This is a genomic window from Pelomonas parva (assembly GCF_043555835.1).
Classification (GTDB): Bacteria; Pseudomonadota; Gammaproteobacteria; order Burkholderiales; family Burkholderiaceae_C; genus Pelomonas; species Pelomonas parva.
This window is the reverse complement of the sequence record NZ_JBIGHV010000012.1, coordinates 216371-229695: the sequence shown is the minus strand read 5'-3', so window position 1 is coordinate 229695 and position 13325 is coordinate 216371. Positions and strand designations below refer to the sequence as shown.

9 protein-coding genes (1 of these 9 cut by a window edge) are annotated in these 13325 nt (G+C 64.8%); 3 read left to right on the top strand and 6 right to left on the bottom strand.

Annotation, left to right across the window (positions count from 1 at the left end):
- Positions 1–51 precede the first annotated feature (51 nt).
- From ACG00Y_RS26335 to ACG00Y_RS26320, 4 genes are all read right to left on the bottom strand, one after another.
- Entirely contained in the window at positions 52–3534 is a 3483-nt protein-coding gene (locus tag ACG00Y_RS26335; protein ID WP_394484183.1) for an FG-GAP-like repeat-containing protein, read from the bottom strand.
- A gap of 943 nt (positions 3535–4477) precedes the next feature.
- On the bottom strand, positions 4478–5215 hold the full coding sequence (istB, locus tag ACG00Y_RS26330; protein WP_394484181.1) for an IS21-like element helper ATPase IstB: 738 nt from the start codon (positions 5213–5215) through the stop codon (positions 4478–4480).
- 53 nt (positions 5216–5268) lie between these two features.
- Positions 5269–6819 (bottom strand): IS21 family transposase, encoded by a 1551-nt coding sequence (gene istA, locus ACG00Y_RS26325; protein ID WP_394484179.1) that lies wholly within the window; start codon positions 6817–6819, stop codon positions 5269–5271.
- Positions 6820–6962: 143 nt separating this feature from the next.
- Positions 6963–7190: a hypothetical protein gene (locus tag ACG00Y_RS26320; RefSeq protein ID WP_394484177.1), complete on the bottom strand. Its 228-nt coding sequence runs from the start codon at positions 7188–7190 to the stop codon at positions 6963–6965.
- Between the two features lie 44 nt (positions 7191–7234).
- Here ACG00Y_RS26320 and ACG00Y_RS26315 point away from each other — a divergent pair, with 44 nt between their 5' ends.
- Both ACG00Y_RS26315 and ACG00Y_RS26310 read left to right on the top strand, forming a co-directional pair.
- On the top strand, positions 7235–7876 hold the full coding sequence (locus ACG00Y_RS26315; RefSeq protein WP_394484221.1) for a S8 family peptidase: 642 nt from the start codon (positions 7235–7237) through the stop codon (positions 7874–7876).
- On the top strand, positions 7873–8136 hold the full coding sequence (locus ACG00Y_RS26310) for a hypothetical protein (protein WP_394484175.1): 264 nt from the start codon (positions 7873–7875) through the stop codon (positions 8134–8136). The genes ACG00Y_RS26315 and ACG00Y_RS26310 overlap by 4 nt, the downstream gene beginning before the upstream one ends.
- An 802-nt stretch (positions 8137–8938) precedes the next feature.
- On the opposite strand, the gene ACG00Y_RS26305 is transcribed toward ACG00Y_RS26310, so the two are convergent.
- Both ACG00Y_RS26305 and ACG00Y_RS26300 read right to left on the bottom strand, forming a co-directional pair.
- Positions 8939–9265: a type II toxin-antitoxin system RelE/ParE family toxin gene (locus ACG00Y_RS26305; RefSeq protein ID WP_394484173.1), complete on the bottom strand. Its 327-nt coding sequence runs from the start codon at positions 9263–9265 to the stop codon at positions 8939–8941.
- Entirely contained in the window at positions 9262–9546 is a 285-nt protein-coding gene (locus ACG00Y_RS26300) for a YlcI/YnfO family protein (protein ID WP_394484171.1), read from the bottom strand. Before ACG00Y_RS26300 ends, ACG00Y_RS26305 begins: the two co-directional genes overlap by 4 nt.
- An 892-nt stretch (positions 9547–10438) precedes the next feature.
- On the opposite strand from ACG00Y_RS26300, the gene ACG00Y_RS26295 reads away from it, so the two are divergent.
- A protein-coding gene (locus ACG00Y_RS26295) for an LEPR-XLL domain-containing protein (protein WP_394484169.1) crosses the window boundary here: on the top strand, positions 10439–13325 show its beginning. Its footprint extends 25328 nt past the window's final position; 2887 of the gene's 28215 nt are visible here — the first part of the coding sequence; the start codon lies at positions 10439–10441; the stop codon falls past the right edge of the window.

Genomic DNA, 13325 nt, shown 5'->3' with positions numbered 1-13325 from the left:
GTTGTTCTGCGTCGTTCGATAGCCGGCTCCCGGGCCGGTGTGCAAGCGCGCTCATGGGCCCGTGCCTTGGGTCGACGATGCGTTGGCGCTGTTGCCGGCCGAGCGCGGGATGGCATCCAGGCTGTTGGGCACGCTGCGGGTGATGGTGGAACGGTTGAGCCGGCCCGTCACCCAGCCGCACGTGGCAATCGCGCTGCAGTTGGTGTCCACCGCGTCGTACACGTTCACGGTGGTCTGCACAAAGCTCTGGCTCACCCCAGCCACCGATCCGGTGGTGGTCACGTCTTCCCGCGTGAGGTCCCCGGTGTCGTTGAACTGCTTGGCGGCGGTGGTCACCGACAGTGGCGTGCTAGCCAGGTCGTAGGCGACAACGGTGCTTTTGTACTGATATGGCCTGGCCACCTTGGCTGCAACCGTACAGTCGTCATAGCCTGACCCTGGGCCGGCAGTATTCGTGCGATCACAGTAGCCGTTGGCGACAAGGGTTTGCGGCGCCATGTTGGGGGCAGCACCAAGTGTGGTGCTGAAAATCGTCACACCCTTGACCATTCCGGTATACGGGTGGTTCTGCAGGTACGACGTGGTCGTGGTGAGCGCGTCGCCATTGGGCGACACGGTCTCTACCAAAACTTTGCGAAAGCCCAATCCTCCACGACCGGTGAGGCTGGCCTTGAACCCCACATAGCTGTACTCTGTCTTCACCGTTGAATTGCCGACACCGGCGTCCGCCACGCTGGTGACGACGACGTACAACGGCGGCGTGGCATCGATGGCGCCGCTGACCACGGCATCGGGGTTGCCACGCTCGTGGATATATCGACCGCCGACTGCACTGGGACTACTGGGTACCGCATTGCCCAACGGCACGTAGTACAGCGTCGTAGTCGAACCGGTACTCGTACGCATCGTCTGCATCAGATCCGGCGGCATGGCATCGCTTTTGACCAGCAGCAGGTTGCTCGTCGCGTCGCCGCTGGCTGGGGCGCTGGCGGTGCGCAGGAACTCCACCGAGCCGCGGCCGCTGAAGTCGCCAACGAGGTAACCGTAGGTTCGGTCGGACTTGTTCAACTGGACGGGCATGCCTACGCCCAGGTTGAACGTCGTCGAGACGCGAAACGTGCCGTCGCCGTTACTCAGGTGCAGCGTGTTGCCGCTTGGCGTGTCGCTGGTGACGAGCATGTCATCCAGGCCATCCCCGTTGAGGTCCAACACTGTACCCATGGGTACAGTTGGTACCGACATCCACTGGTAGTTTTGAGCATCGCCCCCCAACTGCAGGGTGCCAACAATAGCGAGCTCAGGTTTGCCGTCTCCGTTGACGTCAATCGGCGTCTTGTACGGAGCGCACATGGGACCGCCGCATAGGAACTGAATGCCGCCATCGAATGAGCCATCTCCCCGCGATAACCAGATCTGCGTCTGAACTGACGAACCTTTGTACCGCCAGGCAATCAAGTCAGACAGGCCGTCGCCGTTCAGGTCCGTGAGGATTGGCGACGTGGTCCCGTCATAGTTATAGAGATTGACGTTGTTGACGTTGCTCGTCACTGGCGCGAAGTTGCCCGCTCCATTGCCCAAATAGACATTCGTGCAACCCGTGCAGGCGTCAGAAGACAACGCGGGAGTGGCAGCCGTAATGATGTCTACCTTGCCATCGCCATTCACATCCATCAGGAAGAAGGTGCTGGTACTGACGGTCATGGGACCGTTTGTTTGAGGTGGACCGAGGAAGAGCGTTGGGCCTGTCAATGTGCTCTGCGTGAAGCTGCCATTGCCGTTGTTCATGAACACCAGGTGGTTGGTGTCGGATGACGGGCAAGCGGCCCCAGACCTGTTGGTCGGCGAGCGGTATCTGACAATGTCAGGCAGCCCATCTCCGTTGACGTCGGCGATGTAAGCCCGATAACAACCGTCGCTTCGCATCAGGTTGACGCCAATGTTGAAGGTGGTCGTAGCGCTATTGAAGGTCCCGTCGCCGTTGCTGAACCAGACACCGTTGTTGGCCGGGCTGTCACCCCAGCGCAGCAGGTCGGTTTTGCCGTCGCCGTTAATGTCGAAGGCGATGGTCCCGATCGTGTCGCTGCTGTTGCGCAGAACCGTGAGCGCCAGGGCATCGTTGCGGAAGGCAGGGTTCACGGTATAGGCGTCACCACCACCGGCGGAGTAGGTGAAGGTCTCGGCCGGCAGGCAGCGAGTACTCCCAGGCGCTCCTGCGCATTCACGCAGTGAAATGACCCGGCTTCGACGGCTGACTGGCCCGGTGTCGTACTGCAGCGCCACGGTCTTCACGGCGACGGCATTGGACGCCGGGCCAAGGGCGCCGGTGTTGGCGCTGTTGACGTAGGTTGTGATGGACTCCAAGCGCCGCACGCTGACGATCTTGGTGCTCTGTTGATAAGCTTCGGCGCGGTCGGTTCGGGTGTCGTTGTCGTAGTTGAAGACGACCTTGTTGCCGCTGTACTGGATCTCGCGGATCGCCCATTCGCGGCCCAGGGTCGGCGAACCCGACGTCGGCCCGGTGCCCCATGCGGGGGTGCGTTGCTCGTACTTGAAATCGATGCGGTTGCCTGCGGTGTCGCTGATGCGCGCCAAGGCCCAGACCATCGCGCCATTGGCGGCGCCAGTTCGGGTGATCAGCGCGTTGGCGTTGGGGTCGGCCGTGGGACTGGCGCCGTACTCAAAGATCTGGCCGGACTTCATCCAGATCTTGAGGTACGCGGGGCCGGAAGCGCCAGAGGTGTCCCCGTTGGCGTAGCCGTAGGCACGCACCCTGGCGTACATGTCTTTTTCGGTACGGAACTCGCGGTAGGACGAAGCCGACAAGCCCTGCGCATCATTGGCTTGGCTTGAGACTGGAACGCCGACTGCGTTCATGGTCACTGCCGGATCACCGGACTCGTTGGTCTGGATCAGACGCATGCCGTCAAGGCACAGCTTGTCGGTCGCGCTGTAGGTCACCCCCGCACGCTTGGCGTCGATCGCCTGGATGGGGCCGCAGCGCGTGATCGCCGAGAGGCCTTGCAGGTTCCACCCGTACCCAAGCGGCCCATTGCCTGAGCCGCCCGCGTATGACAGACCGACACTGGGTGCCAGGCCGCCAGCGCCCGGTGGCACCTCGATCCCGCGGCTGTATGTCGCGGTGCCGCCGCCGGAGACGCTGAGCGATCCGGCCATGGAGGCCGTGGACGCGAAGCCCAGAATCGCAATTGCCACGACCGACGCCATGAATGCAAATTCCTTCATTGCCGAAGCGACGGGGCGCCCAAACTGGGCGGAGCTCTGTCTTGGACTGCCGGAGGGGCAACGCAGCGTGGGGGGCGTTTCGGCGTTCAGGTTCGTTTGCACGTTCGATGACTTAAGAATCTGGTGACAACGCGGGGACGGCTGCGAATGCAGCGGCGGCGCGCAACGCGCCAGCCGGCGCAAGGCGCCGGTTGATGATTCGCTCAGGTGCTTCGCGACGCGACGGAAATGGCCCGCCCCACTGGGCAGCCCGGAATGTCCGTCATCGTGCGCCATGCAGAGTCGTCCCATGGCTTCCTCCCTCTCTCTGTTCTTGTGCCGCCAACGCGCCCTGCGCTTCGCATCGACTCTTGTCGCGCGGTCGAAGTCAACGTTGGTCAAACCACTTTATCAAAAAGAGGTTGATTTGGCGTCGAATCATGACGGTTTGTGAATTGTTCACACATTTGGTCAAGCCGCATGCCGCTTGGGGCGAGCCAGTTCGGACCCCCATGGATCAACGGTGAGTTGGGGTACCGCCCAGAAGCGCACCGCTCCGTCCCGCCGCGACTTCCGCGCATTCGTTCTTGATCTGCAGGTCTTGGCGTGATGCCCATGCTGAACAGGTCGCGGATCACGTGGCCGCCGGCTTACTCGCCCATGACCTAAGGCTTCTGTGTCTTGGCATGCACGCGAAGACTGGCGACACGAGCAGCAGCATGCGCCACCCAACGTTCGTACCCGGCCCATGGCAATCAAGTCGGCAATCCGACTACGGGCCAAATGTCGAGAGTTGGCTGTTCGGTTTTTCGTACATTTTTCGTACGCGCATAAAAAAAGCACTTAGCGTCGCCGCTAAGTGCTTGATTTTCCTACCGTATTTGGTAGGCGCGATTGGATTCGAACCAACGACCCCCACCATGTCAAGGTGGCGCACCGCGCCACTGAGCGTCCAGGCAGTTGAGGACCGAACGGCATGGGAATCTCCGCTACAGCATTTTTGCAGTAGCAAACGCAGTAACCGAAGTGACATGCGGTGCAGGCCCCCTTCACCATGCGGCCCTCGGGAGCGTTTTCGATCCTCCTCTGCGTATTCCACTGATCGCGGACACCCATTCCAGGCTGATCGCGGACAGTGTTCCGGGCGATCGCGGACACCCTGAGTGGGGTGCCTGAGTGACGGCCTGGATGGTAGGTCAACTGTCCGCCATCAGTTTGGAACGGTGTCCGCGATCAGCGTGGAACGGCCCATGGGTCAGACCTGGGATGAGCCCCGGCGCAGAGACTCGCCCTTGAGCGCAATGCTGTGCGAGGCGTGCATGAGTCGGTCCATGATGGCGTCGGCGATGGTGGGTTCGCCCAGCCATTGATGCCAGGCGCTGCTGGGCATCTGGCTCGTGATGAGTGTGCTGCGGCTGCCCACCCGGTCGTCCAGCAGCTCGAGCAGATCCTGGCGCTCCTGGGCAGCGATGGGCGCAATGGCCAGGTCGTCCAGGACAAGTAAATCCAGTCGCGCCAGCTGTGCCAGGCGACGACCGAAGCTGCCGTCGCCGTGCGCCACCTGCAGCTCCTGCAGCAGCCGGGTCGAGCGGGTGTAGAGCACGGTGAAGCCCTGACGTGCGGCCTGCTGGGCCAGCGCGCAACCGAGCCACGTCTTGCCGCAACCGGTGGCGCCCGTGATCAGTACATTGCGGCCATGTCGAATCCAGTCGCCCTCGGCCAGCGCAGTGACCAGATGCCGGTCCAGGCCGCGGCCAGCCCGCCAGTCAATGTCCTCGACGCAGGCGCCGCTGACCTTGAGCTTGGCCGCCTTGAGCAGCCGCGCCACGCGCTTGCCATCGCGCCAGTCCAGCTCGCGCTGCACCAGCAGCGCCAGGCGCTGTTCGAAGGGCAGCCCCTCGGCGCTGGCCTGCAGGGCGGTGTCGTTGAGCGCGGCAATCATGCCGTCCAGGCGCAGGCCGCGCAGTTGGTCCAGGGTGTGTTGTTGAAGCATGGTGTATTCGTGATGTTTGAGAGTTAGGCCAAGGGGCTGGTGGTGCGCCAGCCTCAGTGGTGTCCGTAGTAGCTGGGTCCACGCACGTTGTCGTGAGCGGGCATGGATGCCGTGTCGCCGCCCAGCAAGCTGCTGCCTTGCCGGTCCAGGCCGCTGGCCAGGATCGACTTGACGCTGCGGTAGTGCGGCGCACGGATGGACTGCGCTCGGGCGCACGCCGCCTCCAGCCGCTCGTCGCCGTACTCGCGCGCCAAGCGCATCAGGCCCAGGCAAGCGCGGTAGCCCTGCTCGGGGTGCGTGCGGTGTTCCATCTGCCAGCGCACCACGCCAGCCGTGGCGGCACCGATGCGCTCGCCCCAACCGATGAGCTTGGCCGGCGTCCATTGCCGGTGCGCGCGGTGCGACGCCGGCATGTGCTCGGCCACCGTGGTGAAGCCGCCCACGTGGTGGTTGAGCGCGTGCGCCGCGATACGCTGGCGCCGCAGCAGCACCTCCAGCGTGCCGGCCGTGATGCGCAGCTCCACGGCGGTGCCGACGTGCTGGTGCGGCACGGAGTAGTAGTGGCCCTCGAAGGCCACGTGATAGTCGATGTTGACCCTCGCTGGCTTGAACTGCGCGAGCACCATCGGCGTTGCTGGCAACGGCTTCAAGGCCGGTGCGTCCAGTGCTGCGAAGGCCACCGCCCTGCAGCCGGGTAGCTTCTTGAACGGACGCTGGTTGAGGTCAGCCAACAGCTGGGCGATGGCGCGGTTGAGCTCCACCAAGCTGAAGAAGCGCCGATGGCGCATCCGCGCCAGTATCCAGCGCTCGACCACTTGTACCCCCACCTCGACCTTGGCCTTGTCCTGGGGCCGGCCTGGGCGTGCCGGCAGCACCGCCACGCCGTAGTGCTCGCCCAGCTCCTGCATCAGCCGCGCGGTGACGGGCTCGTAGGCATCGGGGTTGGCGATGAGTGCGCGTGGCTGATCGGGCACCAGCAACTTGGGCACGCCGCCGATGAACGTCAGCGTCGCGATGATGGCGCCCACCCAGTCGGCGGCCGTCTGCTGCCAGGTCGCGCAGGCGTAGGTGTAGTTCGATGCCCCAAGCACCGCCACGAACACCTGGGCGCTGCGGATCTCGCCAGTGCCTGCGTCCACGACTGGCACCGTCTGGCCGGCGTAGTCGACGAACAGCCGCTCGCCGCCCGGGTGGATCTGGCGCATCGAGCGCTTGAGGCTCTTGGCCCAGGCGCGGTACTTCTCGCAGAACGCGCTGTAGCGGTAGGCGGCAGCCCCGGCGCCCGCGCGGTATTCCTCCCACAGTAGCTGCAGTGTGACGCCCGGGCGCTTGAGCTCTTGATGCAGCGTCGCGTAGTCGGGCTCGAGCCGGGTGCTGCTGCGTGGCCGCGGTGGCGGGTACAGCCGCGCCTGCAGCTCTTCGTCGCTGAGCGTGGCCGACTGCGGCCACCCGACGCCAGCGTCGCGCGCATACATCGCGATCTCGCTGACGGTGGTCTTGCTGATGCCCAAAGCGGCGGCCACCTGCCGGGTGCTGAGGCTGGCGTCGGCCAGCAGTTGAAGTGCTTGTCTGATCTTGCTCATGAGGACCCTTGGTGTGGGCATCGCCTCTCCCGGCCAAAAAGCCGGGCAGCCTATGCCTCGTTGGGTCACTCAGAACACCCTCCCGGTGTCCGCGATCAGTTTGGAATGCCGTCCGCCATCAGCGTGGAACGGTGTCCGCCATCACGGCGGAATGCTGTCCGCCATCAGAGCGGAACGGTGTCCGCGATCGCGTGGAATACGCACTCCTCCTCGCGATTGATGTGCCGGACGCGCGCAACAAGGTGTACGGCAAGGCCAAGATCGGCGACGGCAAGAAGGTTCGCGTCGGTGTGATCGACATCGGTGTCGGCAAACATGCTGCGCGGACCGTTCTCGGTGGGATGAACACCACGGGCGAAAAAACGACCCGCTACACCGATGAGGAAGGTCACGGAACGCATGTGGCGGGCGTCGAGGCGAGGCGCCAAAGGTCGAGCTGCTCTCCTACCGGATCTTCAAATCCGGCGCTGAATACGCCTCGACTTTCGACATCTCCACAGCGATCAAGCAGGCGGCGGCCGACGGATGTGACCTGATCAACCTCAGCATTGGCGGCGCCGAGGACGGCGCAGTCAAGGATGCCATCGACCTTGCCGGGGAAGCGGGCTGCGTCTGCATCGCGGCCACCGGGAACGACGGGCACGACACCGTCGACTATCCGGCTGGCTACAAACGATGCATGGCCGTGTCGGTCATCGGACTTGAGGCGAGCTGGCCGGCCGGCACCTACGTCGATTGGACCTTGAGCAAGGTGACGGGCAAGCAGATCGCAGGGTCGCAGACATTCTTCGCGAGCTTCTCGAACCGCGGATTCAAGGTGGCAATGACCGCTCCCGGGGTTGCCATCGTGTCAACGATACTTGGAAATCGCTGGGGCGTCATGACCGGCACCTCCATGGCAACCCCGATCGCCACCGGTGTTGTGGCGCGCCGCCTGGCCGGTAGCCCGGTGTTCGATCTCCCGCGGGACGCCGCTCGCTCCCAGGCCATCGTGGATCTCGCTCTAGCGAACACCGAAGACCTCGGATTCACGGCCAGTAGGCAAGGAAAGGGCTTGGCGCGACAATCGAGGCCATGAGCAGGTACGTTTTCTCGTTCCCCGCGCTGCAGCCCGACCCTGCTGTCGTGGCGGAGGCGCAGACGACCGTCAAGGCGTTGGGTGCCACGGTGGTGCGCTGCATCGCTGGCTCGATGCTGCTCGACGCTGCCCCCGCCGTCGCGTCCAAGGTTGCTGCGGCCATGCCTGATTGGCGGCTGAGCGAAGAGAACTGCAGCTACCGAGCCCCGGAACGCACCCCGTTGCAACGCGCGCGACTGGCGGTCAACGGTAGGCGGTAATCCTGGATGGGGTGCAAGGGGTTGCGAGTTCGAATCCCGCCGTCCCGACCAAAAATAAGAAGAGAAATCAAGGACTTAGAAGCGAAAGCCTCTAGGTCCTTTTCCTTACTGACTCCGATTTTTGCGCCAGGGGGATACCGGCGCCGGGCTGTAGCGGCAAGTCTTGATACACAACGGGACAAATGGGGGCTTCGCGTGAGCATGCAGCGCGTCGGCAGCAAGCCTGCGGGGAGGGTGATGCCGATGCACCGCTACGCAGAGCGGAAGCCGCAGAGTCAGAACTTGATCGCCCGCGCCGTCATCGCATCGTTTTTTGAGCGTGAGGATCGGCGTTCCGAAAAGTGCCGGTCTTCTTGCCTAGTCGCGACGCGGCCAACTATCCGACAACGTTGCTCTTGCTCGCTCAGGTAGCGCGCGTCTGATGCAGCGGGGCAGAGATCCGACTGAACAGCGAGTCCGGCCATCAATGCCCGCGCTCATGCGCCAACAGGCGCGGGGATCGTCTAGGCAGCCTTCAAGATGGTTGGCCTGGACGCTCACCCTGCGTCAAACCTGGTCCAGCCTACTAAGACCGCCATGACCCTTGGCCGCCCTCAGGCTCAAGCCAACGCAGCTGACCGGAGGTCGGCTTGAGGCTGGCTCCTGTCCTTCGCTTCGCCGGCGGCGCCGAGGGTCAGCCATGTGCCCTTATGTGTAGATGTACATAAGGGCACGAAGCTGCCAGGTGACTCAAAAACGCGATACGCATCGCCGACACGAGCAGTCGCATCGCAGCGTCGGCCGGCCGGCCTGATGCCCGATTTCAGTGGCGGTAGTCCTCTTCGCGCTGGTGTCGAACAGCACCCACGACCACGTCGTTGCCGACAATTTCGAACAGCACAACGTAGCCCGCGCCGCCAAACGGCACGACCAATTCACGCGAGCGGCCGTTCCCCAGTTCCGCCTTGCGGCAAGTGAAAGGCGACCAGGACAGTAGACGCATCCCCTCGCTGATCGCGTCGAGCGCGCGTTGAGGCGTCGTCCAATCCGGCGTTTCACTTGCGAGCTCACGTTCGATGGCGAAGTCCTCCAGGCGTTGAAGGTCCGCGACTGCCTCTTCGAGCAGCGTGACGCTGTAGACGGGCTTCACCGGCCAGTGCGTTCAACTGCTCGACGTTTCGCATCGTCAAGGCGCCCCTGCAAGCCGGCCATGACCTCGTCGACCGAACGTCCGCCGCCTTCTTGCTTCCAACGCTCGATCGCCGCCTCACCGCGGCTGACGAACTCCGCCTGCACGCGACGCCAAGCTGCGGCCGCAACGACCGCCTGCTCGATGAACTGGGTCAGCGACTCTCCGTCCCGCAAGACGGCTTCGACTTCGGCCCGAACCTCGGGCTCTACGCGGATGGGGGGAAAGGTGGCGGAGCGCATCGCATAAATGTATAGCAAACGTGCTACACCGACAATCCGCATGCAAGCTGCCGACGCGCCACCCCTATCGACCCGGGCGGCCCCGGCGCAAGCTTGCTGGCCCTCAACTCGATGGGAGACCATCATGGAAGCAGCAGCCAACACCCTGTCGCGCGAGCCCTGGAACAAAGGCAAGGGCAACGCTGATTAAGTCCACCCCTTCCGGGTGCGGTCACGACCCGCTGAAAACTACGCCGGCATGCCCTGAGCCCGCAAGGGGTGAGACGCTCGGCCATACGGCGGCTCGACGCGCAGTGCAACAGCCCGGCCCCGCGCAGCGGGGACACGCCAGGACGCTCCACGAACAGACGACACGAACGCCACAACAGTCGCCGGCGTGAATTTGGAGAAGATTTGGCTCGCCTTTGGGACTTCCGGGAGTCGGCTGGGGACACTCAGCGGCAGAACTCAAGATCGATACCAAACCTATGCATTGCCATGTCCTGTCATTAGCCAGCCTGCGGACTCCGCGTGCGGGCGTCAGCCGATGGATGCCCGGTGCGTAGGGCTGCCGGTCGGCCAGCAGCGTCCCGTTCTACTGGGACAGCGCCGCAAGCAGACATGACACCACGATCGAAGACTCTCGCCGAGAGAATGCACTTGGCTGCTGGCATAACGATCAGTCCAGGTGGCACGTGGCGACCGGCACCGAGGCTGCCGGCCTGAACCGTCATTGCGGTACGCGCTGCGAGCTGGTGGAAAACCGACCGCCTCGTCTTACGTGGCTGGGACCGGCGCGCTGTGTCGCCGATGCCTGGGTACGAACTTCGAGCCGAGCAGGGTTTGTCGATGAGGCGGTACTGCCTGCTGCCATGGCGAACCAACAGGATGGGCTGAGTCCCAGGGGAATGACATGTCGAACAAGAAATCCACAGGCCCCAAGTCCAAGACTGTTCGCCAGGTGAGAAAACTCAGTGCGCTCGCCAGCGCCGTGCTGCAGCGCTTGCACGGCGGCAGGCGTGACGTTGCGCCCGTGCCGACTCTGGCCACCGATGCAACGCGAGTACCCGAAGCCGCACCGGCACGCCGACGCCAGCCGGCGCCGCAAGTCTCCAGCTATCAACTCGAAACCCTTGAGCCGCGCCTGCTGCTCTCGGCCGACCCAGTGCTGGCGCTCAGCGACGCAGGGGTCCTGCAAGCCACGCTGACGCAAGAAGCGGAACACGTGGTGGTGCAACGCATGGCCAGTGCCGCCGATGGTGCAGCCATCCTCGACCTCACCATCAACGGCCGAACGCAGCGCTTCGGAGATGCCGCACAAGGGGTACGCGAACTGCAAATCGACGCCGGTGATGGCGACGACCGCATCGACATCGACGCGCCTGGCCTGCTGGCGACAGTCAACGGCGGTCTCGGCGATGACGTGCTGCACGGGCCTCGGGCAGACAGCACCTGGGCCATCGACGGCGTCAATGCCGGGCATGTGGCGAGCGTGCGCTTCGTGGGTGTCGAACACCTGGCCGGTGCGGTCGACAACGAGGACACCTTCGTGCTGCAGGATGGCGGCTCGCTGTCCGGGGGCGTCGACGGTGGCGCGGGGGGCTACGACATCCTGCGGGTGGACACCACCGGCAGTCCCGACCTGGCCTACGAGGCGACCGGGCCGCAGTCCGGCGTGCTGCGGGTGGCCGAGCGCAGCGTGGCGTTTGACGGCCTGGAGCCCGTCAGCGTGCTGGCGGGTGCCAGCGGCGACGTGACCATCTCACTGACTCCCGGTGTCAACGACGCCACGCTCAGCTACGACATCCTCACCGACCAGCTCGTCGTCACCTCGAACATCCTGTCAGGCATCGGCAGCTTCGAGACCTTCCTGTTCCGCGCCCCGACCGATCGCACGCTGACCATCAACTTCGGCTTCGGTGACGACCGCCTGCGCGTGGCCGACCTGACGGGCATCGGCGCGTTCACGCTGTCCATCAACGATGCCGACAACATCAGCCTGGCCACCAGCGTCGTGCTGGACGGCTCGCTGAAAGTCAATGCCGGCGGCGGCATCACGGTGGCTGACAACATCGACATCCGCACCGGCGGCGACGTCACGCTGTTGTCCACCGCCGACTACAGCCTCACGCCAACGGCTTTTTCATCGCTGAACCGGCAGGTCGACGCGACTTCAGCCGTCCACATCGGCGCCGGCACGCGCATCGAAGCGGCCAACATCAGCATCACCGGCATCGCCAGCAACCGGCGGCTCCTGGACTACACGATCAACGACGTCGGCGCGGCCGCGCTGAACCCGCAGCAGACCGGTCTGTTTGTGCCGGCCATGCCGCAGGATGCCATCGTCGGCTTCAACGACAACGGCAGCGCCGACACCATCGTCCGTGCCGACACCAACGGCAATTGGGCGGCCGACGGCTTCACCGCCGGCGCTTGGGTCGAGGTCCGCGGCAGCGTCAGCAACGACGGCTACTACCAGGTGGCCTCGGTGTCACCGACCACGCTGACACTGGCACCGAACCAGGCTCTGACCCACGAGGCCACCGCCAGCGGTGTGGACATCCGCAGCGTCAACCTGATGGCGCCGGGCACCGCGCTGACCTTCACCCACAACAACCAGATCTCGTCGGACACCGTCACCCGCGCCAGCGGCAGCTGGGTGGCCGAAGGTTTCAAGAAGTTCCAGTTGGTGCGCTTTGGCGGCACGGCCGACGGCAACGGTGACGGCAAGGGCGACAACGACGGTGAATTCCTGATCGCCGGAGTCACCGACTCGACGCTCACGCTCTTTTATCCGTCCAGCATCGTCTCGCAGTCCGTCACCGGCGCCACTGCGGCGTCGGACGCTGGCGACCCGGGCGCCGTGCCGGTCGCGCTGGTCGACCCTGACGTGCTGCTTGACGGCCATGCGCCGCTAGTCTTCTCGGGCAGCGGTGCGAAGAACACCGTCACGCGTTCGGATGCGGGAGGCAACTGGATCGCCGAAGGATTTGCGGTGGGCCAGCAGCTCATCGTCGTCAACAGCGCCCGCAACAACGGCGCCTGGCTCATCACCGGCGTCACGGCCAACACGCTCACGCTCGACAACCCGCAGGGCTTCGTGCAGGAAACTGCCATGCGCGCGGACCTGAGCGCCACCGGCGCGGTCAGTGGCGGTACGCCGGCCGGCGGGGGCACGCCGCGCGACGGCTTCGAGGCAACGGCCGGCGCAAGCTTCAACGCCTCGACGATCACACTGGCCTCGGGCAGCTGGGCTGCCGGCTATGCAGCCGGACAGGAGCTGTCGGTCAGCGGCAGCGTCAGCAACGACGGCGCCTACCGCATCGTCTCGGTCTCGGGAGCGGTGCTCACCGTCGAGGGCACGCTCGTCACCGAGGCTTCGTCCGCGGCGCTGAGCTTCTCTCATGCCGACGCGCTGACCTTGACGCTGGGCAACCGCACGATCACGCGCTCTGGCGGCAGCTGGGCGGCCGACGGCTTCGCGGTCGGCCAACAGGTCGAACTCACCAGCGCCCTGGACGCGAACAACGGCGTCTACGTGGTCACCGCCGTCAACGGCGCCACGCTCACACTCGGCGCCCCCGGGTTCACTGGCTTCACCGCTGAAAGCTCGCAGGACATCGAAGTCACCTTCTCGGCCGCCCACGGCAACCCGCTGCTCACCTTCGACGCTGCCGCCAGCACGGTCACGCGCGCCGAAGGTTCGGGCACCTGGCAGGACGACGGCTTCCAGGTCGGCCGCAACCTGCAGGTCGGCGGCACCGAGGGCAACAACGGCACCTACACCGTCGCGGCCATCT

Coding starts and splice junctions, on each gene's coding strand:
- istA (WP_394484179.1), bottom strand. CDS start 6,819: ATGCCCACACCAAGGGTCCTCATGAGCAAGATCAGACAAGCACTTCAA.
- ACG00Y_RS26335 (WP_394484183.1), bottom strand. CDS start 3,534: ATGGGACGACTCTGCATGGCGCACGATGACGGACATTCCGGGCTGCCC.
- istB (WP_394484181.1), bottom strand. CDS start 5,215: ATGCTTCAACAACACACCCTGGACCAACTGCGCGGCCTGCGCCTGGAC.
- ACG00Y_RS26300 (WP_394484171.1), bottom strand. CDS start 9,546: ATGCGCTCCGCCACCTTTCCCCCCATCCGCGTAGAGCCCGAGGTTCGG.
- ACG00Y_RS26310 (WP_394484175.1), top strand. CDS start 7,873: ATGAGCAGGTACGTTTTCTCGTTCCCCGCGCTGCAGCCCGACCCTGCT.